The organism is Streptomyces dysideae (assembly GCF_001514305.1).
GTDB classification, from domain to species: Bacteria; Actinomycetota; Actinomycetes; order Streptomycetales; family Streptomycetaceae; genus Streptomyces; species Streptomyces dysideae.
The window spans coordinates 112,434-134,285 of record NZ_KQ949101.1; the positions used below are offsets into that span (position 1 = coordinate 112,434).

Annotated in this window: 23 protein-coding genes and 2 pseudogenes; 16 read left to right on the top strand and 9 right to left on the bottom strand. The window is 70.8% G+C overall.

Features of this window, described 5'->3' with window-relative positions; genetic code table 11:
- The first annotated feature begins 112 nt into the window (after positions 1–112).
- Both AQJ91_RS33540 and AQJ91_RS33545 read left to right on the top strand, forming a co-directional pair.
- Positions 113–1,099 (top strand): hypothetical protein, encoded by a 987-nt coding sequence (locus tag AQJ91_RS33540; RefSeq protein ID WP_067029129.1) that lies wholly within the window; start codon positions 113–115, stop codon positions 1,097–1,099.
- A 276-nt stretch (positions 1,100–1,375) separates the two neighbouring features.
- A complete protein-coding gene (locus AQJ91_RS33545; RefSeq protein ID WP_067029131.1) occupies positions 1,376–1,954 on the top strand; it encodes a Uma2 family endonuclease in 579 nt (192 codons plus the stop codon).
- A gap of 6 nt (positions 1,955–1,960) precedes the next feature.
- Here AQJ91_RS33545 and AQJ91_RS33550 read toward each other — a convergent pair whose 3' ends face one another.
- Positions 1,961–2,602: a PhzF family phenazine biosynthesis protein gene (locus AQJ91_RS33550; RefSeq protein WP_407696964.1), complete on the bottom strand. Its 642-nt coding sequence runs from the start codon at positions 2,600–2,602 to the stop codon at positions 1,961–1,963.
- On the opposite strand from AQJ91_RS33550, the gene AQJ91_RS54700 reads away from it, so the two are divergent.
- Both AQJ91_RS54700 and AQJ91_RS33555 read left to right on the top strand, forming a co-directional pair.
- Positions 2,592–2,738 carry a hypothetical protein gene (locus tag AQJ91_RS54700; protein WP_199848086.1) on the top strand — a complete coding sequence of 49 codons (147 nt, stop codon included), beginning with the start codon at positions 2,592–2,594 and terminating at the stop codon, positions 2,736–2,738. The genes AQJ91_RS33550 and AQJ91_RS54700 overlap by 11 nt on opposite strands.
- Before the next feature lie 162 nt (positions 2,739–2,900).
- On the top strand, positions 2,901–3,401 hold the full coding sequence (locus tag AQJ91_RS33555) for an SgcJ/EcaC family oxidoreductase (protein WP_067029133.1): 501 nt from the start codon (positions 2,901–2,903) through the stop codon (positions 3,399–3,401).
- On the opposite strand, the gene AQJ91_RS33560 is transcribed toward AQJ91_RS33555, so the two are convergent.
- Positions 3,367–4,737: a sensor histidine kinase gene (locus AQJ91_RS33560; protein WP_067029135.1), complete on the bottom strand. Its 1,371-nt coding sequence runs from the start codon at positions 4,735–4,737 to the stop codon at positions 3,367–3,369. The two genes, AQJ91_RS33555 and AQJ91_RS33560, sit on opposite strands and share 35 nt — an antisense overlap.
- Complete coding sequence (locus AQJ91_RS33565) at positions 4,734–5,429, bottom strand: response regulator transcription factor (RefSeq protein WP_067029137.1); 696 nt, start codon at positions 5,427–5,429, stop codon at positions 4,734–4,736. The genes AQJ91_RS33560 and AQJ91_RS33565 overlap by 4 nt, the downstream gene beginning before the upstream one ends.
- A 76-nt stretch (positions 5,430–5,505) precedes the next feature.
- Between AQJ91_RS33565 and AQJ91_RS33570 the strand changes: the two genes are divergently transcribed.
- The 5 genes from AQJ91_RS33570 (at position 5,506) to AQJ91_RS33590 (ending at position 10,788) form a co-directional block, all read left to right on the top strand.
- Positions 5,506–5,904, top strand: coding sequence for an ATP-binding protein (locus AQJ91_RS33570; RefSeq protein WP_067029139.1), 399 nt, complete (start codon positions 5,506–5,508; stop codon positions 5,902–5,904).
- Positions 5,905–6,131: 227 nt separating this feature from the next.
- The gene (locus AQJ91_RS33575; RefSeq protein WP_067029141.1) at positions 6,132–7,424 is read left to right on the top strand and encodes an aspartate kinase; all 1,293 of its coding nucleotides are present in this window, start codon (positions 6,132–6,134) and stop codon (positions 7,422–7,424) included.
- Positions 7,424–8,491, top strand: coding sequence for an aspartate-semialdehyde dehydrogenase (locus AQJ91_RS33580; RefSeq protein ID WP_067029143.1), 1,068 nt, complete (start codon positions 7,424–7,426; stop codon positions 8,489–8,491). The genes AQJ91_RS33575 and AQJ91_RS33580 overlap by 1 nt, the downstream gene beginning before the upstream one ends.
- Positions 8,492–8,947: 456 nt before the next feature.
- Positions 8,948–9,631, top strand: a complete 684-nt coding sequence (locus AQJ91_RS33585) for a SigE family RNA polymerase sigma factor (protein WP_079085397.1) — start codon at positions 8,948–8,950, stop codon at positions 9,629–9,631.
- An 89-nt stretch (positions 9,632–9,720) separates the two neighbouring features.
- Complete coding sequence (locus AQJ91_RS33590) at positions 9,721–10,788, top strand: hypothetical protein (protein WP_067029145.1); 1,068 nt, start codon at positions 9,721–9,723, stop codon at positions 10,786–10,788.
- A gap of 147 nt (positions 10,789–10,935) precedes the next feature.
- Here AQJ91_RS33590 and AQJ91_RS33595 read toward each other — a convergent pair whose 3' ends face one another.
- Positions 10,936–11,751, bottom strand: a complete 816-nt coding sequence (locus AQJ91_RS33595; RefSeq protein ID WP_067029147.1) for an SURF1 family protein — start codon at positions 11,749–11,751, stop codon at positions 10,936–10,938.
- Between the two features lie 229 nt (positions 11,752–11,980).
- Between AQJ91_RS33595 and AQJ91_RS33600 the strand changes: the two genes are divergently transcribed.
- Positions 11,981–13,822, top strand: a complete 1,842-nt coding sequence (locus tag AQJ91_RS33600; RefSeq protein WP_067029149.1) for a S9 family peptidase — start codon at positions 11,981–11,983, stop codon at positions 13,820–13,822.
- Positions 13,823–13,860: 38 nt separating this feature from the next.
- On the opposite strand, the gene AQJ91_RS33605 is transcribed toward AQJ91_RS33600, so the two are convergent.
- Positions 13,861–15,738, bottom strand: coding sequence for an NAD-binding protein (locus AQJ91_RS33605; protein ID WP_067029151.1), 1,878 nt, complete (start codon positions 15,736–15,738; stop codon positions 13,861–13,863).
- Positions 15,739–15,956: 218 nt separating this feature from the next.
- On the opposite strand from AQJ91_RS33605, the gene AQJ91_RS33610 reads away from it, so the two are divergent.
- The 5 genes from AQJ91_RS33610 (at position 15,957) to AQJ91_RS33630 (ending at position 19,408) form a co-directional block, all read left to right on the top strand.
- Positions 15,957–16,955 carry a permease gene (locus AQJ91_RS33610; RefSeq protein WP_067029206.1) on the top strand — a complete coding sequence of 333 codons (999 nt, stop codon included), beginning with the start codon at positions 15,957–15,959 and terminating at the stop codon, positions 16,953–16,955.
- Entirely contained in the window at positions 16,952–17,668 is a 717-nt protein-coding gene (locus AQJ91_RS33615) for a TIGR03943 family putative permease subunit (RefSeq protein WP_067029153.1), read from the top strand. Before AQJ91_RS33610 ends, AQJ91_RS33615 begins: the two co-directional genes overlap by 4 nt.
- Positions 17,669–18,151: 483 nt before the next feature.
- Positions 18,152–18,478 (top strand): MerR family transcriptional regulator, encoded by a 327-nt coding sequence (locus AQJ91_RS33620; protein ID WP_067029155.1) that lies wholly within the window; start codon positions 18,152–18,154, stop codon positions 18,476–18,478.
- A gap of 257 nt (positions 18,479–18,735) precedes the next feature.
- On the top strand, positions 18,736–18,939 hold the full coding sequence (locus AQJ91_RS33625; RefSeq protein ID WP_067029156.1) for a cold-shock protein: 204 nt from the start codon (positions 18,736–18,738) through the stop codon (positions 18,937–18,939).
- Between the two features lie 136 nt (positions 18,940–19,075).
- On the top strand, positions 19,076–19,408 hold the full coding sequence (locus AQJ91_RS33630) for an SCO5918 family protein (RefSeq protein ID WP_067029158.1): 333 nt from the start codon (positions 19,076–19,078) through the stop codon (positions 19,406–19,408).
- A 15-nt stretch (positions 19,409–19,423) separates the two neighbouring features.
- Here AQJ91_RS33630 and AQJ91_RS33635 read toward each other — a convergent pair whose 3' ends face one another.
- The 3 genes and pseudogenes from AQJ91_RS33635 to AQJ91_RS33645 all read right to left on the bottom strand — a co-directional run bounded on the left by AQJ91_RS33635 (position 19,424) and on the right by AQJ91_RS33645 (position 20,547).
- Positions 19,424–19,714 (bottom strand): hypothetical protein, encoded by a 291-nt coding sequence (locus AQJ91_RS33635; RefSeq protein ID WP_067029161.1) that lies wholly within the window; start codon positions 19,712–19,714, stop codon positions 19,424–19,426.
- Between the two features lie 163 nt (positions 19,715–19,877).
- Positions 19,878–20,282 (bottom strand): annotated as a pseudogene (locus AQJ91_RS33640) (IS200/IS605 family accessory protein TnpB-related protein); the annotation flags it as partial.
- A 4-nt stretch (positions 20,283–20,286) separates the two neighbouring features.
- Entirely contained in the window at positions 20,287–20,547 is a 261-nt protein-coding gene (locus AQJ91_RS33645; RefSeq protein ID WP_067029208.1) for a hypothetical protein, read from the bottom strand.
- Between the two features lie 237 nt (positions 20,548–20,784).
- Here AQJ91_RS33645 and AQJ91_RS33650 point away from each other — a divergent pair, with 237 nt between their 5' ends.
- Positions 20,785–21,270 (top strand): DUF5994 family protein, encoded by a 486-nt coding sequence (locus AQJ91_RS33650; protein WP_067029165.1) that lies wholly within the window; start codon positions 20,785–20,787, stop codon positions 21,268–21,270.
- A 177-nt stretch (positions 21,271–21,447) separates the two neighbouring features.
- On the opposite strand, the pseudogene AQJ91_RS56285 reads toward AQJ91_RS33650, so the two are convergent.
- Positions 21,448–21,810, bottom strand: a pseudogene (locus tag AQJ91_RS56285) (DUF5994 family protein); the annotation flags it as partial.
- Positions 21,811–21,852: the final 42 nt, after the last annotated feature.

Here is a 21,852-nt window from a genome sequence, read left to right on the forward strand (position 1 = left end):
CCCCGGCCGGTGCTACCAACACCAGTGCCAGGGCCTAGACCTACGGATCGAATGAGAGTCGATCGTGGCTTACGCCCAGCCTAGTCCTGTCCTGCCGTCCCCGTCCCACCCCATGGCCAAGACGGGCTACGGAAAACGCTCCACGGGTGACGAAGACCCGTACGCCGACCCGGACTTCGCACATCTGAGCCCCCGTGACCGCGAGATCGCCGTCTTCGTCGACCACCTCGAAGACGGTCACGCGATGGGCTACAAGGTCATCGCGGCGGAACACCCCCACTACGGCCAGCAAGCCGTCCGCACCTCGATGGGCCGCATCACCCTCGCCGGCCACCTGCGCTGGATCAAGGAGCACATCACCGTCGAGGACAACTCGATGCGATGGGTGACGCGCACGTACTGGTCGCGTACGCGCAGGTCACCGGAGTGGTGGGCGGAGTTCGCGCGGGAGCGGCACGGCAGGGACGTGACCGAGCGGTACCAGCCGGGGCTGGCCCGGGTCGAGGAGGCCGAGGAGCCGACTCCGGAAGCCGGACAGGACGAGCAGGTCGAACAGGCAGAGCCGGGCGAACAGACCGCTGAGCGGCCCAGCGAGGCCTACCTGACCCTCGCCGACGTCCGCGCCGCCGACGCCCGTATGCCCCTGTCCGACAGCGACTGCCGCTCCCTCGAGTCTCTCGCCGCCGAGTGGCTGTCCCGTGGCGCGACGCCTCACGACATCACCAAGGCCCTGACCGACGGGCTGCCGCCCGCTGTCACCAACCCGGGCGGATTCGCCCGCAACCGATTGGAGAGCAAGATGCCCCCGAAGAAGGCCACGATTCGGCAGAAGGCCGCTCGCCGCGCCCGGGTGACCCGCGTGATCATGGCCTGCGGTCTGTGTGACGCGGACGAGCGCACGGTGGAGATCGTCAATGGGCTGTGCGGCGAGTGCCTGGCGCTGTGCGAGGCGGACGGGCCGGTGTACGAGCCGGTGCCGGAGACGTTCCTGCCCGGCCCGCGCGAGGGCGGAGGCCTTCCGGGCGCAGACGAGGTCATCGACGTCACCGACCGCGTCGAGTCCCTGCGCCGTGCGGCGGGTCTGGGGCGCTGGAGGTGACCGGGCTGACGGACGCCGGGAGCCTGTCCGGGGCCATCGGTGAGGACCTCACCGCGGTGCGTGGCGAGGGGCTCGTTGCCATGAGGCAGTACGAGGCGGAGCACGGGCCCTTCACCGAGGCCGAACTCGCCGAGGCCGATGCACGGATCGACCGGGTGCTGGGCCCGCCGACGACGATCAGGGCCGCCGCCGGGAGGGCGGGGCGCCGGACGGGAGCGACGTATGAGCGTGCAGGATGCGCCGGTCAGGGCACCATGGAGTCGAGGAGGCGACGCCATGACCCCCAGGACCGAGCACCAGCCGCAGATGACCACCGAGGAGTTCGAGCAGCTGGAACGCCATGCCCCGGAGACCGTGCGGCTGGAGTTCATCAACGGAAAGGTCCAGGTCAAGCCGGTGACCGATGGCAACCACGACCAGATCATCGCCTGGTTGCAGCGGCTGTGCATGCAGCACCGTCCCGAGCTGTGGCTTTATGGGGATCGCGGCATGAAGATCGAGCGCTACCGCATGGGACGGGCGCGCCCGGACGGTGTCCTTGCCCCGTTCGGATTCCCGACGGGACACGGGAACTGGTCCGAGACTTCAGGCGTGCTCATGGCGGTTGAAGTCACGTCGCACGACTCCGACACGCATCAGCGCGACCGCGTCGAGAAGCCCGGCGGTTACGCAGCCGCCGGCATCCCCGTCTACCTCCTCATCGACCGTGACGACTGCTCGGTCGTCGTCTTCAATCAGCCGGAAGACGGCCGCTACCGGCACGAGGAGAAGCTCCCCTTCGGTGCGACCGTCAAGATCCCCGAGCCCGTGAACATCACCCTCGACACTGAGCCCCTCAAGGAGTTCGTGGACTAGGCGGGTTCAGGCGTCTACGACCCGATCTCCACGGCCGTCCCCGACCCCCCCGATCCCGCTGCCCGTTTCCCTCGGCACGGTCACCGTGATCGTGCTCGGGCGGCCCATGTCCGCGCCCTGAAGGACCGTCAGGGTCGCCGGAGTCGGCACCAGTTCGAGTTCGCGCAGGTAGCCGCCGAACGCCGCGGCCGCCGCACCGGTGGCCGGGTCCTCCACGACCCCGCCGGGCGGGAACGGGTTGCGGGCGTGGAACACCGTCGGGGACTCCCGCCAGACCAGGGCGACGGTCGTCCAGTCCCGGCGGCGCATCAGGTCGGCGAGTGCCGGCATGTCGTAGTCCAGGTCGGCCAGCCGGCCCCGGCCGGCCACGGCGACGACCGGATGCCAGGCACCGGCATAGGCCACCCGCGGCGGCAGCGCCGGGTCGAGGTCGCCGGCCGACCGGCGCAGCGCCGTCAGCAGCTCGGCCAGATCGGCCTCGGCGAGCGGCACCGACCGTGGCGGCACGCTCACCAGCGTGGCCGTCACCGTGCCGTCCGGCGCCTTGGCGGTGGAGACGGAGACCGGGCCGGCCTTCGTACGGAGCTGAAGGGCGCCGACGCCGTGCCGGTGCGCGTGGGCGACGGCGGTCGCGATCGTGGCGTTCAACCTCGTCGTCGCGCTCGCCGCGCCCTTCGTCGTCGACGGGGCCCAGGGCATCATGACCAGCGTCGGGATGGGCGTAGTCTCCCTCGGGGCCGGCAGCGCCCTGTTCCGCGGCAAGAAGGCAGGCGGCGCCGCGTAATCGTCCAATGACCCGGCGTGAATTGGATGCACGCTGTCCCGGTCCTGTATTTCCCTTGCACGGGCCCTAACCAGTGCCACGCGAATCTGGAATCACTTCCACCGCAGACCACACAGAAAGCGGAGGGAGAAGCCCAACTTCGACCCGCACTGGGAGACAGCGATGACCCGTCGTTCCATAAGCAAGCGCGTTGCCCTCGTCACCGCCGCCGCCCTCGTCGCCGTCGGCACCTTCGCCGCCGGCGCGGCGGTCGCCGGGTCCGGCGAGGAGGCGAAGCCTTCCAAGAAGCAGGTCGCCGCCCTGTTCGACGACTGGAACGCGGCCCTGCAGACCGGTGACCCGGAGAAGGTCGCCGACCTGTACGCGGACGACGCGGTCCTGCTGCCCACCCTCTCCAACGAGGTCCGTACGGACCGCGAGGGCCGCATCGACTACTTCGAGCACTTCCTGGAGAACAAGCCGGTCGGCAAGAAGATCGAGACGCACATCAACGTCCTCGACTCGGACTCGGTGCTCGACGCGGGCACGTACCAGTTCGCGCTCACCGACCACGAGACCGGCAAGAAGAGCGTCGCCAAGGCCCGTTACACCTACGAGTGGGAGAAGCGGGACGGCGAGTGGAAGATCGTCAACCACCACTCCTCGTTGATGCCCGAAGGCTGATCGCCACGCACAGCCCGCCCCCGGGCGCGTCCTTGAGGGCCACCGTCCCGCCGTCGTCGGTGATGAGCTGCTTGACGACGGCGAGGCCGAGCCCCGAACCGGAGCGCCCGGTGAGGCCCTGGCCGCGCCAGAAGCGGTCGAAGGCGCGGGACTTCTCCGCGTCCGACATGCCCGGTCCCTCGTCCAGCACGGACAGGACCACCTTGTCGCCCCTCGGCTCCATCCGGACCGTGATGGTCGCGCCGTCCGGTGAGACCTCCAGGGCGTTCGAGAGCACGTTGTCCAGCACCTGGTCCAGAGCACCGGGGCTGGCCAGCACAAGCAGCCGGCCGTCGATACTCCCCCTGAGCGCGATGGTGACTCCGCGCTCGTCGGCGGCCGGCCTCCACACCGCGAGCCTCTCCTCCACGATGTCCCACAGGGGGAGAGGCTCCGCGGCGGTGACCTTCGCCTCCGCGCGGGCCAGCACCAGCAGGCCGTTGACCAGGCGGCTCATCCGGACCACCTCCGCCGTCGCCTGCTCCACGTCCTCCCGTACGAACTCGTCGTCCACCCCGTCCGCGATGTTGTCCAGCGACAGACGCAAGGCCGTGAGAGGGGTACGGAGTTGATGGGAGGCGTCCGCCACGAAGATGCGCTGCGAGGCGATCAGGGTGTCGAGGCGTTCGCCGGCCTGGTTGAGCGTGCGGGCCAGCGTCTGGGTCTCCACCGGGCCCGTCACCTCGGAGCGGGCCGTCAGGTCGCCGTCGCTGAACTTGCTGGCCATGTCGTTCAGCTGGCGCAGGGGAGCAGTCAGCCGGCGCGCGACGATCGCACCCAGACCGGCCGCGGCCGCCAGGACGGCGACGGCAAGTCCGGCCCGGAAGCCCCAGATCGTCCACAGCCGGCTGGTGAGTTTGGCGGTGTCGTACTTGATCCGTACGGCGCCCACGACCGGCTTGTCCTCGTCGCCGGCCTCATGGGCGGCGACGGTGATCACCAGATGGCGGCCCCAGATGAAGTCCGAGCCCCAGTCCGTCGTGGACTCCCCCTTCCGCAGGGCGTTGTTGAGCGCCGCGTCCCGGGCCGGGCGGGGGAGGTCGGCCGCGCAGGGCTCGTCGTGGGTGGTGAAGAGCTCGACCCTGTCGTGGTACGCCGTGGCCATCTGCTCCAGCGCCTCGCAGGAGGCGGGGTTGCCCTGGCCCAGCAGCTGGGCCATGGTCCTGGCCTCGCGCAGTACGGAGTCCCTGGTGTCGTCGCGCAGCTGGTCGGTGAGCGTGTACGCCACCGGGACGGTGAACAGGGCGATGGCGATCGCCACGAGCGCGATGTAGCTCTGGATCAGTTGCCGGTTCACCGTGCGCCGCCGTCACCCTCGTTGGCGATCTCCAGCCGGAACCCGACCCCGCGCACCGCCTCGATCGTGATCACCCCGGCGAACTTGCGCCGCAGCGCGGCCACATGCACGTCCAGCGTCTTCGTCGGCCCGAACCAGTTCGCGTCCCAGACCGCTTCCATGATCTGCTCGCGCGACATCAGCGCCCCGGGCTCCTCGGTGAGGAAGGCCAGCAGGTCGTACTCCTTGGGCGCGAGCGCCACCTCCTCGCCGTCCAGGCGGACCCGGGCCGCCTTGCGGTCGATGGTGAGGCGGGAGCCGTACCGGTCGGCGGCGCTCTCCGCGCCATTGGGCGTACGGGGCTGCATGCGCCGCATCACCGCTCGTATCCGCGCGATCACCTCACGCACCCCGAACGGCTTGGACACGTAGTCGTCGGCCCCGAGCTCCAGGCCGACCACCCGGTCCGTCTCGTCGCTACGGGCGCTGATCACGATGATCGGCACATCGCTGCGTTCGCGCAGCGCCTTGCAGACGTCGAGGCCGTCGGTGTCGGGCAGCCCGAGATCGAGCAGCACGACGTCATAAGGCTCCCGGTGGCTCAGCGCCGCGCCGCCCGTGGTGACCCACGCCACCTCGAACCCGTAACGCAGCAGGCCTCGCCGTAGCGACTCGGCGACCGGTTCGTCGTCTTCCACCAGCAGTACACGCACAGGCGAACCATAATGGTTGAACTTTAAAGACGGCCGGGGCCGGGCCGCGGGCCGGTGAAGACGGGGTGCGTCAACGGTGGAGGCATCGGGGGAGCGGGCGGTCGGGCTCGGGGGCAGCGCGCGCAACGTCGCCACCGGGGACTTCATCCAGCAGATCGACCAGGCGACCGTGCTGCCGGCGGAGGCGTTCCTGCCGGTGGGGGAGTTGCCGAAGCGGCTGGTGAAGCTGCCGGCGCCGACCAGGCTGTTCGTCGGGCGGGAGCGGGAACTCGCCCTGCTGGACGGGCCGTCGGCCGTGGTGTGTGTCCATGGTCTCGGGGGTATCGGGAAGTCCACGCTGGTGGCGAAGTGGGCGCAGGACAGTACCGGAACGTCTCGTCGCCCACAGCATGATCTCGGTGGACGGCGACACGCTTTCCGTCCACCGCCTTGTGCAGGCCGTCTCCCCGGACACCCGGTGAGCATGCGCTGGTAGGGCAGACGATCATCGACGCCCGGGACGTGGCGATCCGGCTGCTCTACGGAGCTTTTCCCGAAAACTATGAGGACGCCCGAGTGACCTGCACCACTTCCCGTGTGCTCGGCCCTTCACAGGGCAGACACCATCCCGGAGCGCCGAATCTCATCATGTGGTAACCCCAGGGTGGATTTCGGACGCTCGTTAAACTGAGCCGACACACACGGACTGAGCGAGGAGCGCACGTGGGCCTTGTCGTGCAGAAGTACGGAGGCTCCTCCGTAGCCGATGCCGAGGGCATCAAGCGCGTCGCCAAGCGGATCGTGGAAGCGAAGAAGAACGGCCACCAGGTGGTCGTCGTCGTTTCCGCGATGGGCGACACGACGGACGAGCTGATCGATCTCGCCGAGCAGGTGTCTCCGATGCCTGCCGGGCGTGAGTTCGACATGCTGCTGACCGCCGGAGAGCGTATCTCCATGGCCCTGCTGGCCATGGCGATCAAAAACCTGGGCCACGAGGCCCAGTCCTTCACCGGCAGCCAGGCAGGCGTCATCACCGACTCGGTCCACAACAAAGCCCGGATCATCGATGTCACGCCGGGCCGGATCCGTGACTCGGTGAACGAGGGCAACATCGCCATCGTCGCCGGCTTCCAGGGCGTCAGCCAGGACAAGAAGGACATCACCACGCTCGGTCGCGGTGGTTCCGACACCACGGCCGTCGCTCTCGCCGCCGCGCTGGACGCCGAGGTCTGCGAGATCTACACCGACGTGGACGGCGTGTTCACCGCCGACCCGCGAGTGGTGACGAAGGCCCGGAAGATCGACTGGATCTCGTTCGAGGACATGCTCGAACTGGCCAGCTCCGGGTCGAAGGTGCTGCTCCACCGGTGTGTGGAGTACGCCCGCCGCTACAACATCCCGATCCACGTCCGCTCGTCCTTCAGCGGACTGCAGGGCACGTGGGTCAGCAGTGAGCCACTCGTTCAAAAGGCACAGCAGCAAGGGGACCAGAAGGTGGAGCAGGCCATCATCTCCGGTGTCGCGCACGACACGTCGGAGGCCAAGGTCACGGTCGTCGGCGTACCGGACAAGCCGGGCGAGGCCGCCGCGATCTTCCGCACGATCTCCGACGCCGAGATCAACATCGACATGATCGTGCAGAACGTGTCCGCCGCCTCCACCGGGCTGACGGACATCTCCTTCACGCTCCCCAAGGCCGAGGGCCGCAAGGCCATCGACGCCCTGGAGAAGAACAAGCACGGCATCGGCTTCGAGTCGCTGCGCTACGACGACCAGATCGGCAAGATCTCCCTCGTCGGCGCGGGCATGAAGACGAACCCCGGCGTCACGGCCGACTTCTTCACCGCCCTGTCCGACGCGGGCGTGAACATCGAGCTGATCTCGACCTCGGAGATCCGCATCTCGGTCGTCACGCGCGCCGACGACGTCAACGAGGCCGTCCGCGCCGTGCACACCGCCTTCGGTCTGGACTCCGACAGCGACGAGGCCGTCGTCTACGGGGGCACCGGCCGCTGATGGCCGGTACCGGACGGACCGTACGCCCGACGCTCGCGGTGGTGGGTGCGACCGGGGCCGTCGGCACGGTCATGCTCCAGATCCTGTCCCAGCACGCGGACATCTGGGGCGAGATCCGTCTGATCGCCTCGCCGCGCTCGGCCGGCCGCAAGCTGGCCGTGCGCGGCGAGGAGGTCGAGGTCGTGGCCCTGTCGGAGGAGGCCTTCGACGGGGTCGACGTCGCCATGTTCGACGTACCCGACGAGGTGTCCGCGCAGTGGGCACCGGTCGCCGCGGCCAAGGGCGCGGTCGTCGTGGACAACTCCGGTGCCTTCCGGATGGACCCGGACGTGCCGCTCGTCGTCCCCGAGGTCAATCCGCACATGGCCAGGCGCCGGCCGCGCGGGATCATCGCCAATCCCAACTGCACGACCCTCTCCATGATCGTGGCGCTGGGCGCGCTGCACGCCGAGTTCGGGCTGCGCGAGCTGGTGGTGTCGTCGTACCAGGCGGTCAGTGGGGCCGGGCGGGCCGGCGTGGAAACGCTGCGGCAGCAGATGTCGCTGGTCGCCGGTACGGAGCTGGGGACCAGCCCCGGTGACGTACGGCGGGCTGTAGGTGACAACACCGGGCCGTTCCCGGAGCCGGTCGCGCTGAACGTCGTGCCGTGGGCCGGGTCGGTCCGCGAGGACGGCTGGTCGTCCGAGGAGATGAAGGTGCGGGACGAGTCCCGCAAGATCCTCGGGCTGCCCCAGTTGCCGGTCGCGGTGACCTGCGTACGGGTGCCGGTGATCACGACCCACTCGCTGACCGTGCACGCCCGCTTCGAGGGCGAGGTCACCGTGGACAGGGCGCGCGAGATCCTCGCCACGGCGCCCGGGGTCGTCCTGTGCGACAACCCGGAGGCCGGGGAGTTCCCGACGCCCGCCGACGTGGTGGGCACGGACCCGACCTGGGTCGGCCGGGTGCGCCGGGCGCTCGACGACCCCACCGCCCTCGAACTCTTCGTCTGCGGGGACAATCTGCGCAAGGGTGCGGCCCTGAACACCGCGCAGATCGCCGAGCTGGTGGCGGCGGAGCTCTCGTAGTCGTCGTGTCGCTTCTCGCGCAGTTCCCGTGCGGTTTCTGGTGTGGCGCGTGTGGCACGGGAAAAGTTCTGGCCGGTGGCTGAAACGCTTGTAAGATCCATGTAAGGCATGTGGTCCGGACGATGGTCCGGACCACTTGTAGCGGGCCTCTTCGGTGTCCGGAGATTTCCTCCCCGCCCTCCGCAACCGCGCGGAGGGCGGGGAGCGTCTTTGCGGTCGCCCTTCGGGAGCGTGTGGACGCGTTTTTTTCAGGCGTGGTCAGGCGTGGGGACGCCTTGAGCCGGACGTGGGGACGTTCGGCCAACCGGGACATAGGGGATGAGCGGGACGCATGAGGGCATGTGAGTCACCGTCAGTCGTGCTGTTCGACGCGAGATCGCGATCGGCTGCGACGGCCGACGTAAAACCGACGTCCGGCACGTACAACCCTCACGGGGGGAAGCGTGTCCAACTGGCGTGGCAGAGGTACTCGACTTCACCGTGGCAGCGCGCGGCACGGCCCTACGGCCGCCCCGGCGGCCTTTGGGATCCCGCATGTCCGGCGCGTCCGGCGGCATGCCGGTGATCGCGCCCATGCCCGCAGCGCGGCCCGCCCGCATACCCAGTCAGCGCGACGGCGTCGAGTCCGCCGAGGACGCAGCGGCGGCCGGTACGACCGTCGACCACCTCACCGCGACCTACCGCACGCACTACCGCTCGCTGCTGGGTCTCGCGGCGCTCCTCCTCGACGACACCGCCTCCTGCGAGGATGTCGTCCAGGAGGCATTCATCCGGGTGCACTCGGCGCGCAAGCGCGTCCGTGACCCGGAGAAGACGCTCGCGTACCTGCGTCAGACGGTCGTCAACCTGTCCCGTTCCGCCCTGCGCCGCCGCATCCTCGGCCTGAAGCTGCTCTCCAAGCCGATGCCGGACATGGCGAGCGCGGAGGAGGGGGCGTACGACCAGCTGGAGCGCGACTCGCTGATCAAGGCGATGAAGGGGCTGCAGCGCCGTCAGCGCGAGGTGCTGGTGCTGCGGTACTTCGCCGACATGACCGAGGCGCAGGTCGCCGAGACGCTCGGCATATCGCTGGGCTCGGTGAAGGCCTACGGCTCGCGCGGCATCGCGGCCCTGCGGATCGCCATGGAGGCCCCGGCATGAGCGGCGGCACGGGCGGTCGTGGGGACCACGACGAGCGACGTCATCTGCACAATGAAGAGCCGAAGCAATCGCACGCTGGGAACGGAACTGTGAACAACGGCCCCGACGACCAGGGCCCCGATGACCAGGGCCCCGAGGAACTCGACTCGGACGAGCTGGCACTGCGCAGGCTGCTGCACACGGCGGTCCAGGAGATCGAACCGCGTGACGGCACCCTGGACCATCTGCGACGGGCGGTACCCGCACGGCGGGCGCGCAAGCGGCAGGCCCTCGTGGGCGCGGCCGCCGCCGCGCTCTTCGTCGGCACCGCCGTCCCGGCCCTCGTGCATGTCTCCAACTCCACGGGCTCCGGTGTCAACGCGTCCAACGCCGGTCATGGCCAGGAGGCGCAGGGCGGCGTCAGCCAGGGCAAGGACACGGAGAACGAGGACGGCAAGTCCGGCGGCGCCTCGGACAAGGTCGAGGACAAGGACAAGGGCGGCGCCGAGGACCAGGGCAAGGGTGAGAGCACGGGCAGTGGCTCGGGCTCCGGCAGCTCCGCCGACCCGCCGGCGACCAGCGCGGCGGGCGTCCCCGCCTGCACGTCCGCCGAGCTCGGCATCGCCGGCTCCAGCACGGACGTCCCCGACACCGCCGGCGCGGTCTACGGCACGTTCCGCTTCTCCAACGTCTCCACCGCCGAGTGCGCGGTCACGGGGCCCGGTTCCGTGACCCCGCTCGCGCAGGGCGCGGCAGACCCCGCGAAGATCATGGTGGCCCGGCACGTCGCCGGCGACCAGGCGACGAGCCTGCCCGATCCGTCCCTGGAGCTGGCGTCGCTCGTCCTGAAGCCGGGCGCGTCGTACGAGGTGAAGTTCGCGTGGGTCCCCTCGGAGACCTGCCCCACGAACGACGGCAGCGGCGGCACGAACGGCGGCGGCGATCCCACCCCGACTCCCACCCCGACGCCCTCGCAGAACACGGGCACCACCGAGGGCGCGACCACGACCGGCGAGACCGGCACGTCCCCCCAGCTCGTCACGGAGGACGGCACGGCCGACGGCAGCGTCCTCATCACCAACACGGCAGAACCCGGCTCCCCGTCGATCCAGGTCACGGTGTCGAACGCATGCGCGGGCACGGTGTACTGGACGGGCGTACTGGCACCGACGGCGTAACCGGACGAGGCAGCAGACAGCCGTCAGTCTGCGGGCAGTCGTGCCGCTGGGGGCGGCACCCGTCCCAAAGAGGGCGGCACCCCGTTGGCGCCGGGCTGCGCGACCCACCCCCGCCCGGCACCGGCACCGGTTCACCAGGAACCGGCGTCACACAGACGCGCGTTCCTCACCAGGCGTCGGCGTCGGCGTCGGATCCGGATCCGGGTCCGGGATCAACCCCAGCTCGGCATCCCGCACGAACTCCACTTCCCGGCGCAGCAACCGGAACCACATGAAGACCACGAACCCCGCGAAGACAAACCACTCCCCGGTGTAGCCGAGGTTCTGGAACGCCTTCAGATCGAGCCCCGTGTTCGGCGCGGCCGCAGCCGGCACCGCCGTCATCCCGGAGTCCCCCACGTTCAGGGTGACCCACGCGTCATACACGTCGTACGGCACGAGGTTCACCAGCGACGCCGCACTGATCGCCCCCGTCTGCCCGGCAGGCAACCCACCCTGCCCCGGCACGCCGTTCTCCCCCGGCATCTCGGACGCCTGCAGGGCACCGGCGACCGTGACCTCACCCGAAGGCGCGGCCGGCGCCTTCGCCACGTCCGCATCCCCCGGCAGCCACCCCCGCACCACCGGCAGCGCCTCGCCACCCTCCGTGCGCAGCAGCGTCAGCACATAGAAGCCGGACCTGCCGTCCAGCTCCCGGTCGGGAACGAGCAGCTGCTCGCCGTACCGCCCGGTCGCCGTGACCTGCCTGCCGGACGTCGCCTTGTCCACCGGCAGCAGCTCGGCGAGCGGGCGAGCCGCCTCCGTCTTGGCCGCCGCGGCCAGCTCACCGGCGCTGCGATGGTCCTGCACCCGGTCCTCGAACCGGCTCAGCTGCCACGACCCCATGAACACGCAGAAGGGGATGGCGAGCAGCACGAAGACGTTGATCCCCCACCAACGGGGCGTCAGCAGAAACCGGTACACGCCTTCAAAGGTACGGGGCCCTCAGCGGCGGCCCGGCCGCGGGGTCAGTCCCCCGGATACTCACGGTTGAGCTCTCGACTGTCTTGCGCAGATCGGTCATGCCAGAAGTCTGCACGCCGCCACTGACAATCGGCCGTGGAGTCATCCGTCCTGGAGATCCGTCATGGAGTTATCCACAGGCTGGGGGCCTCGGCGGCGCGATGTCGTCGGGGCCAGGCACTATGGGGCCATGACTGAGAGCAACGGGTCCGCTGCGCCGGAGCGGAACAAGCAGATGCCGGACAAGGAGATCGCGGACTGGGAGAAGCGCTTCCGGGCGCCCCGGGTGTCACTTCCGGACTGGGCGGAGGACACACCGGACCGCTCCTTGTTCGTGTCGAACGCCACCGGCACATACGAGCTGTACGCCTGGGACCGTTCCACGGGCGAGCAGCGCCAGGTGACCAACCGGCCGAACGGCACGACGGACGGCGTGCTCTCCCCGGACGGCGCGTGGATCTGGTGGTTCGACGACAAGGACGGCGACGAGTTCGGCGTCTGGCGCCGCCAGCCCTTCACCGGCGGCGGGGACGAGCTCGCGGTGCCGGGCCTGGACGCCTCGTACCCGGCGGGCCTCGCCCTCGGCAGGGACGGCCGTACGGCGGTCGTCGGCCGCTCGACGGACGACGAGGGCACGACGATCCACCTCGCGCGCCTCGGCGAGAGCGGCGCGGACACCGTGGAGATCTACCGCCACCGCGAATCCGCCGGCGTCGGCGACCTCTCGCACGACGGTTCGCTGATCGCGGTCGAGCACACCGAGCACGGCGACGCGATGCACTCGGCGCTGCGCGTCCTGCGCCCCGACGGCACGGCGGTCGCCGAGCTCGACGACACCAAGGACGGCACCGAGGAGCTCGGCCTGGAGATCCTGGGCTTCGCCCCGGTCGACGGCGACTCCCGGCTGCTCATCGGCCACCAGCGCCGCGGCCGCTGGGAGCCGCTGGTGTGGGACGTCGTGACGCGTGAGGAGACGGACCTGGCGCTCGAGCTGCCCGGTGACGTGAGCGCCGAGTGGTATCCGGACGGCTCCGGACTGCTGATCGTGCACAGCCACGAGGCCCGCAGCGAGATGTTCCGCTACGACCTGGCCACCCGCGCGCTGGAGGAGATCGCCACCCCGGCCGGCTCGGTGTCCGGCGCGACCGCCCGCCCGGACGGCAGCGTGGAGTACCTGTGGTCGTCGGCCGCTGAGCCGTCGGCGGTGCGCTCGACGACGGGACGCGTGGTGCTGGACCCGCCGGGCATGAAGTCGCCGGGCTCGGTGCCGGTGGAGGACGTGTGGGTGGAGGGCCCCGGCGGCCGCATCCACGCGCTGGTCCAGAAGCCGGCGGGAGCGAGCGGCCCCCTCCCGACGGTCTTCGACATCCACGGCGGCCCGACCTGGCACGACAGCGACGCGTTCGCGGCGGGCCCGGCGGCCTGGGTGGACCACGGATACGCGGTGATCCGCGTCAACTACCGGGGTTCGACGGGCTACGGCCGCGCCTGGACCGACGCCCTCAAGCACCGGGTCGGCCTCATCGAGCTGGAGGACATCGCGGCGGTCCGCGAGTGGGCGGTCGGCTCCGGCCTCGCGGACCCCGACCGGCTGATCCTCACCGGCGGTTCCTGGGGCGGCTACCTCACCCTCCTCGGCCTCGGCACCCAGCCGGACGCCTGGACGCTGGGCATCGCGGCGGTCCCGGTCGCCGACTACGTCACGGCGTACCACGACGAGATGGAAGCCCTGAAGGCCATGGACCGCACGCTGCTCGGCGGCACCCCGGAGGAGGTCCCCGAGCGCTACGAGGCGTCCTCCCCGCTGACCTACGTCGACCAGGTGAAGGCCCCCGTCTACATCTCGGCGGGTGTGAACGACCCGCGCTGCCCGATCCGCCAGATCGACAACTACGTCAAGCGCCTCGAGGCGCGGGGCGCGGTGCACGAGGTGTACCGGTACGACGCGGGGCACGGCTCACTGGTGGTGGACGAGCGCATCAAGCAGGTGAGGCTGGAGCTGGACTTCGCGGAGCGGAATCTGCCGAGGTAGCGCGGCGGCGAGTCCAGCGTGCGTAGGGGCGGGAGCCTCTACGCACCTGCCCGCTCCCGGCTCCGCCGCCCCAGCAGCTCCGCCAGTCCCCTGCGCGTGGCCGCCAGCACCACCCGATCCGCGGGGCCCAGTACATAGTCGTCGGGCAGCCCCCACCCGCCTTCCGGTGGCCGCTCGCCCTCGCCCTCGTGTGCCTGCTCGCCCGTCCTCTTGTCCAGGGCCAGCACCCGCCAGGCCCCCGCCCGGAACGCGTCCCCCACGGTCTTCCCCTCCAGCTGCGGATGCCCGCCCACATCCACCGCCGCGAACAGCAGCACCCGCCGCTCGACAGGAATCGCCCCCAGGATCTGGCGCCCCATCATCGCCCCGGCGAAGGCGGGCGCGGCCAGATGCGAAACGCTCCGGCTCCGCGTGGACGCGTGCGGATGCGCGGCCCGCAGGGTCCGGTACACCGCGGTCGCGAAGTCGTCGTCGTACAGGCGCAGTACGACACGGAGGTCGGGCCGCACGGAGCGGGCGTACAGCGCGGCCTCCAGGTTCGTGGTGTCCGCGCTCGTCACCGCGAGCAGTGCGTGCGCCCGATGGATCTTGGCGGCTTCCAGGACGCCCTCCTGGGTCACGTCCCCGAGCACCACCGGAACCCGCAGCCGTCGGGCCGTCGCCAGCCCGCGTGCCTCGGGGTCGGACTCGACACACACCACCGGGATGTGCAGTTCGCGCAGCCGCGTCAGTACCCGGGTGCCGATCTTGCCCAGCCCGAGCAGCACCACATGCCCGCCCAGTCCCCGCGGCGGCTTGCGCAGTGCGGACGCGGTCCGGAAGGTGCCCAGCGCCTCCAGCACCGCGGCCAGCAGCACCGGAAGGAGCAGCAACCCGACCAGACCGGAGAGGAGTTGGAGGATCTGCCGGCCCGTGGACAGCCCGGTCGCGGGGTCGTTGATCGCGAAGAGGTCCAGCAGGGTCAGATAGGTCGCGTGCAGCAGGTCGTTGTGCGTCACCACCGACAAGGCCACCGCCAGCGCGATCACACACCCCACCAGCCCGGCCAGCGACCACCGCAGCCGCCGCGAGAACAGCGACGCGAACGGCGGTACGACACCCCGGGCGGCGGGCAGCGACGGCCCGGAGTACGACACCTGCTCCAGGACCACGGCCCCGCGGCCCGTGGCCCCGCGGACCGTCGCCGCGTCCGGCAGCAGCAGCGGCCCCTGCTCCTCGCCGCTCTCCGAACCGTCCGTCGCGGCCGTGCCGTTGCCCGTCGTGGACAGCAGCCCCAGGGTGGCCAGCCCCGGATGCGCGGTCTGGCCGGGGCGCAGCGGCGGTCGTTCCACCGCGCGCAGCAGCAGGCCGTCCGTCTGGAGGACCTTGGTGGTGCCGGCCACCGCGGTGGCGGCCAGCGCGGGTGCCGCCGTGTCGGCGTCGGACAGGACGGTCGTGGAGGCGTCCAGGTCCTGGCCTGCGCCGCCCGTCGCCAACGCGGACGCCTGGTCGAGGAGTTCCTCGATGTGCTGGCCCAGTCGGCGGTTGTAGAGCCGGAGTACGAGCCGCAGCCGGGGGTTGAGGCGGCGGGCGGTGAGGGCGGCGCGGATGTTGGTCTCGTCGTCGTTGTACACGAGCGCCAGCGCGGCGGCGCGTTCCACGCCCGCGTCGGCGAGCACGGCCTCGGTCACCTCGGTGGCCTCGACGACCCGTCCGTTCCCGGTGGGTTCACCGGTGTTGCCGCCGTTGGCGCGGTTGACGGCCGCGTTCACCATCCGGTCGAGCAGTGCGGCCGACGCCGCCCGGGCGCGTCCGACCACCGGCGGGCGTACCGTGCGTTCGGAGGGCGGTACGACGAGGGTGACCTGTTCGCCGTACACCACCCGGAGTTCGCCGGCCAGCCGGTGTGCCAGGCCGCCGTCTCCGCACACCACCATGTGCGCGGACGTGTCACCGCCCGCCGGACTCTGATTCGGAACGCTCCCCACAAGGGGCAAGACTGCCTTACAGATACAGGTGGTTCCAGAAGGAATCCGTCCGTACGTGAACGGCGTTGTCCCGCCCGTCGTACTGAAGGGGAGGGAAACCAGCGCCCTTCCGCACCACCGGAGGTACCTCGCCCGTGGCGACCACCAGAACGGCCCCGCCCGTCGAAGTGAAGGAAGCGCAGGCGGCGGCGAAGGCGGCGGAGCCGGAGTCCGGGCCCGAGTCGAGGTCCCCGCTCCTTCTCGTCGTCGTCCTTCTCCTCCTGGTCCTGCTCCAGAGCCCGATCCGCCGTGCCCTGTCCGCCCCGGTGATGCAGAACTGGACGACGGTGTTCGTGGCGGTCGTGGTGCAGGCGCTGCCCTTCCTCGTCCTCGGGGTGCTGCTGTCGGCGGCGATCGCGGTGTTCGTGCCGCCGTCCTTCTTCGCCCGCGCGCTGCCGAACCGGCCCGCCCTCGCAGTGCCGGTCGCGGGGGCTGCGGGGGCGGTGCTGCCGGGGTGCGAGTGTGCGTCCGTGCCGGTGGCCGGGGCGCTGGTGCGGAGGGGTGTCGCGCCGGCGGCGGCGCTGGCGTTCCTGCTCTCCGCGCCCGCGATCAACCCGATCGTGCTGACGGCGACGGCGGTCGCGTTCCCGCGCAACCCGGAGATGGTCCTCGCCCGTCTCGTCGCCAGTCTGCTGGTCGCGTGCGCGATGGGCTGGCTGTGGCTGAAGCTGGGCCGTACGGACTGGCTACGACCGCCTTCGGCGCACGGCGCCCACGACGGCCAGAGCAAGGGCGCCGCCTTCTGGGGCTCGGTCCGGCACGACGTGATGCACGCGGGCGGTTTCCTGGTCGTCGGCGCGATGGCCGCGGCGACCCTCAAGGCCGTGGTGCCGGAGCAGTGGCTGCGCGCGACGGCCGACAGCCCGCTGCTGTCCGTGCTGGCGTTGGCGATCCTCGCCGTACTGCTGTCGATCTGCTCGGAGGCGGACGCGTTCGTGGCGGCGTCGCTGTCGCAGTTCTCGCTGACGGCCCGGCTCACCTTCCTCGTCGTCGGCCCGATGATCGACCTCAAGCTGTTCGCCATGCAGGCGGGCACCTTCGGCCGCGGCTTCGCCCTGCGCTTCGCGCCCGCCACCTTCGCCCTCGCCGTCCTGGCGTCGGTCCTGACCGGGGCGGTGCTCCTGTGAACCGGCAGGCCCAGGCGGCGGTCCTGTTCCTCCTCGGCGCGAGCCTGCTGCACGCGGGCACCACCGACCTCTACCTGCGCTACGTCAAGACCGGCCTGCGCCCGCTGCTGCTGCTGGCCGCCGCGGTACTGATCACGGCGGCGCTGGCGACGGCGTGGTACGAGCGGAAACGGACGAAGGAGGGACCCAAGGGCGGCGGCCATCACCACGAACCCCGCGTCGCCTGGCTCCTGATCCTCCCCGTCCTCGCGCTGATCCTCGTCGCGCCGCCCGCCCTCGGCTCATACAGCGCGACCCGCACCGGTACGGCCCTCCAGGAGCCGCTCGCCTACCCGAACCTGCCGTCCGGCGACCCACTCCCGCTCAGCCTCGTCGACTACGCGGGCCGCGCCGCCTACGACCACGGCCGCACCCTCGGCGACCGCCGCGTCCGGCTCACCGGCTTCGTCGCCCTGGACCGCGCCGGCACCCCGTACCTCGTCCGCATGGCCCTCAGCTGCTGCGCCGCCGACGCCCAGCCGGTCAAGGTAGGCCTCACCGGCCACATCCCACCGATCCTCCAGCCGGACACCTGGCTCGAGATCACCGGCACGTACACCGCCCGCCGCACGGCGGACCCGGTCAACAACGGCCCGATCCCGTTCATCGAGGTCACGGAGGCCAAGCCGGTACCGGCACCACAGGACCCGTACGACGAGAGCTGGAACAACTGACGACGGCCCGGCCCGCCCGGACGAATCGTTGACCGTCCGCGGGCAGGATGGGCGGCCGCCCTCCGAGGGCGGTGTCGGGGTCCGCTCGCGGGGTCCGCTGATCGTGCGTCGGGAGGGATGGTGGGCGCCCGTCCGCCGAGATCCCGCCGATGACTCGCTCGCAGGGCGCGCCGCTCGCCCGGCGAGGGAGACCGTGCGCCCCGTCCGCCGGGGCCCAGTGATCGCCCGCCCCGAAGAGACGGCCCCGCCCCCAAGCAGGGGCCCGCCGGCGCGATCACCGACCCGTGGCCCCGAGCTTGCGAGCACCCGGGGTCTGGGCAGCTTAGGCAGGTGTGACGTGTGTCCGAAAGCCGATTTCGCTTCGTCCGGGCGATGAACATCTGCCTTCGCCACGACAGGGATTGCGTGGTTGCGACTAGAGTTCCGGTATGGGGAACCGCTCCCCTGCGGCGGGCCTCACCCCGGGCCCGCGGGAAGGCGTACATGCCCTCGGACAGTCGGCCGGAAGCCGTCGGCCGCATCGACGACGACCACTACCCGGCGTACACCATGGGCCGTGCCGCCGAGCTGATCGACGCCACGCCCGGCTTCCTGCGTGCCGTCGGCGAGGCGGGGCTGATCACCCCGACCCGTTCGGAGGGCCGGCACCGCCGCTACTCGCGTCATCAGCTGCGTCTCGCCGCCCGCGCCCGCGAACTGGTCGATCAGGGCACGCCCATCGACGTGGCCTGCCGGATCATCGGCCTCGAGGACCGACTGGACGAGGCGCTCCGCGTGAACGAGGAGCTGCGCCGCGAGCGCGACGAGTGAAAATCTGTCGTCGGCACGACAGAAATAGCTCAGGCGCCGGGCAATTATTTCCCGGCATATTCCAGCGAAGCATTCCAGTCGATTGCGGCCGTTTTATTCGCCCCTTGTTGCGGGTTTCTTACGTGCTAGGCTGGGAGTCAGTTGCAGTTGTGGTTGCCATTTTGCTGTCGGTTGTATTTCCGGGCAGGTGATCATCTCAGCGATGAAGGGGGCCCGCGAAGTGTGGGTTCTCAGCACTGCCTTACAGGAGTTTTGACATGGCCACCGGCACAGTGAAGTGGTTCAACGCGGAAAAGGGCTTCGGCTTCATCGCGCAGGACGGCGGCGGCGCCGACGTCTTCGCCCACTACTCGAACATCGCCACCCAGGGTTTCCGTGAGCTGCAGGAAGGCCAGCGGGTGAGCTTCGACGTCACGCAGGGCCAGAAGGGCCCGCAGGCGGAGAACATCGTTCCCGCCTGATCGTCGCGCTTCGCGCATCGTAAAACGGGGCCCGCACCTTGGGTGCGGGCCCTGTTTGTTTTCCCGGCATACCCCGGCACGCCCCTTTGCACGACCCTTTGGTGGTCTGTTTCCGCTCGACCCTTGGTGAGGCACCATGCGCTGTGTGATCGCCCGTTACCCCTTCGACCTGATCAAGAGCGAGGTTGAGGCGTCCATGCAGGGCGTCCGTCCCGAGCCCGTCACCGGAGCCTGTGTGACGATCGGCCGCAAGCTGTACCCGGTCAAGCAGGTCGGTGAGGTGATCACCCGTCAGGACCGCCGCGACTTCACCGCCTTCGAGGTCACCAGGGCCCTGACCCGTCTCGGCTTCACCTGCCACGCGACGCCCCCGCTCCGGCCGGCACCGCCCATGACACCCGCGACGCCCGCGCCGTCCGCCAGTGACCCGGATGCCGGCCCGCAGTCTTACATCGACACCATCGGCTGACACGGCACCCCACCTTCATCCGCCCTTGCCCGCATCCCGGCCGGCAGGGGCGGCGGCATGACATGGCACCCGGCACCAGCCACGCGGGGCCAGTACGACATGCCGGCCGACGATCCTCAGGTTGTCCGGCGGGGCGTCCAGGGCGAGGCCCGCGGCGACCGCCCGCAGGGCCGCGGACAGCTCGGCCCCGCGCGGCCGGTGCGCGGCGGGCGTGCTGTCCAGCAGCCGGGCCACGAAACCGTCGGCCAGGACGGCCGGCACGGCCTCCTCGTCGGTGGCGAACCGTTCCGCGATCCACCGGTGCACCAGCCACAGCGTGCCCGCGTTGCGGTCGTCGGAGGGGTTTGGAGCTGCTGCCGCTGGAGCGCGCTCAAGCGCGCCGTGGTGAGCGGGAACGAGTTCTGGTGGTCTGTGTCGTGTCGCGCGCCTTGGCCAAGGTGCCGGTTCTCGGGAGAGAACTGACGTTCTCCAGGTGGTGGCGGGTGCGGGCCAGGCGCTTACCACCCCGCACGACGTGCACGAGTCCGGCCTCGCGGCCGGCCCGCTCGACGGCCAGCCGGTCCTCCAGCACGCGCAGACGACGCGACTTGGCGTGCCACTCCCGCCGGGACCGGTAACCCCCGGGCACTCCTCTGGAACCCTTCTGTCCGATCGGCAGGGACAGGCGGTGCGTGAGGGTACGGATGCCCGCTTCCAGGTTCTGGATGTACGCCAGCTGGCAGCGGCGGGCCAGTGCCCACTGGTCGTGCGACGCCTTGGTGATCGCCCCGGCCCAGCGCGACGACGACAGCGGCGTCAGCTCCCGCTTACGCGCCGCCCACGTGTCACCGGAGTGCTCCAAGCCGTCCCGGCAGCGCGCCTTGAGGTTCGGCAGTGCGTCAGGCCTGGTCCGACGGTCGGCTTCGGTCCGCCGAGGCCCGGCTGGTCTCCAGCCAGGACCGTGCCGGTTCTGCCGCGTGGGTGGTGTCCACGGTGAGGTGCAGCCGGGTTCCTCCCTCGGCCCCCGCGGGGTAGCTGCGCTGTTCGGTGGCGTCGAAGCAGCGCCGGAGGACTTCCGCGACCCGACGGGCGACCTCGGGGGAGGCGGCGACGATACGTACCTCGGCATGTCCGGCCGAGGGTGGTTCAAGTGACTCCACGGCGACCTCGCTGTGCAACAGGACGACCCGTCCGCAGTACCCCGCGACGGTCCCCACATCCCCGTGTCCCCAGGATCTCGTGCCCCGAGGACAGAGATCGGCAGACCGGTTTTCCCACTCTACTCCGGGCTGTCCCGCAGGCCCCGGGCGTGCGGGGCGAGTTCCCGGCCGCCGGCGGGCCGAGGAGTACCGTGAGGTGAGAGAGCCGCTGTCGTCCCCCGCAGACAGGCGTATGAGATGTCCGATCCCGCCGCCCCGCGTGTGACCAGGCTCCCGCCCGGCGCCGTCCGCCGGGCCGTCGAGCCAGGGACGGCTGTCGTACGGCTGGAGACGGCACACGACCGCAAGGGAGTCCTCGACGGGGCGTGGTGGCCGCGCTCGCGCGACATCGCCGCCGAGCTTCCCACCCTGATCGCCGCACTGACCGAGCACTTCGGCCCGGTCACCCGCGTCGGCCTGGACGCCCGTGCCTGGGACGGACTGCCGACACGCATGATCATCGACGACCGTGTCATCCACGTCGACTCCTTCCCGGTCGGCGACGACACCGTCCTCATCACCCGGGGAGACCAGGACCACTTCTCCCTCCTCGTGATCCCCCCGCACGCGACGCCCGACGCGGCCCGCACCGCGATGGCCGAAGCCGTCCGCGCCGACAACATCACCGAGGCCGAACAGATCCTCATCCACACGGGCACGGGCCGGTCGGCCCCGTCTACCTGAGGGAACCGCCTCCCGCGTAGCTGCACGCCGTACCCCTCCAGGCCCGGCCGCCCCGGGGCCGCGCGGCCGAACTGTCCGCGGCCCTGCGGGCGGTCGCCGCGGGCCTCGCCCTGGACGCCCCGCCGGACAACCTGAGGATCGTCGGCCGGCATGTCGTACGGAAGACGCCGCAGCGGCGTGGCCGCCCACGGGAACCCGGCGCGGAATGACCGGCCAGTACGTCGGGTTGACGGCGATCCGGGTGATGCGGCCCCACAACGGGTCCAGCGCCTCGGTCAGCGCGGGCAGTTCGCTCAGCAGATCCCGGGAACGGGGCCACCAGGCACCGTCCAGGAGTCCACGGGACGTACGGTCGGTCTTCAGCGTGAGACGCGCGGCCGGGGCCGCGACGGGCTCGACGTGCGGCAGGGGTGGAAGCAAGGTCGCCGACATGATGCGGACCCGTCTCCAGGCCGCTTCTGCGGCGGCCCGGGTTTCTTCGCTCGCCGAGAACGACCCGGCGTGGCAGCCGGTGTGTGAAATGCCCTCAGTACCGACCACACTACTCTCCGCTCCGCCGCGGAGCGGGTCGGCGGCGGCTGG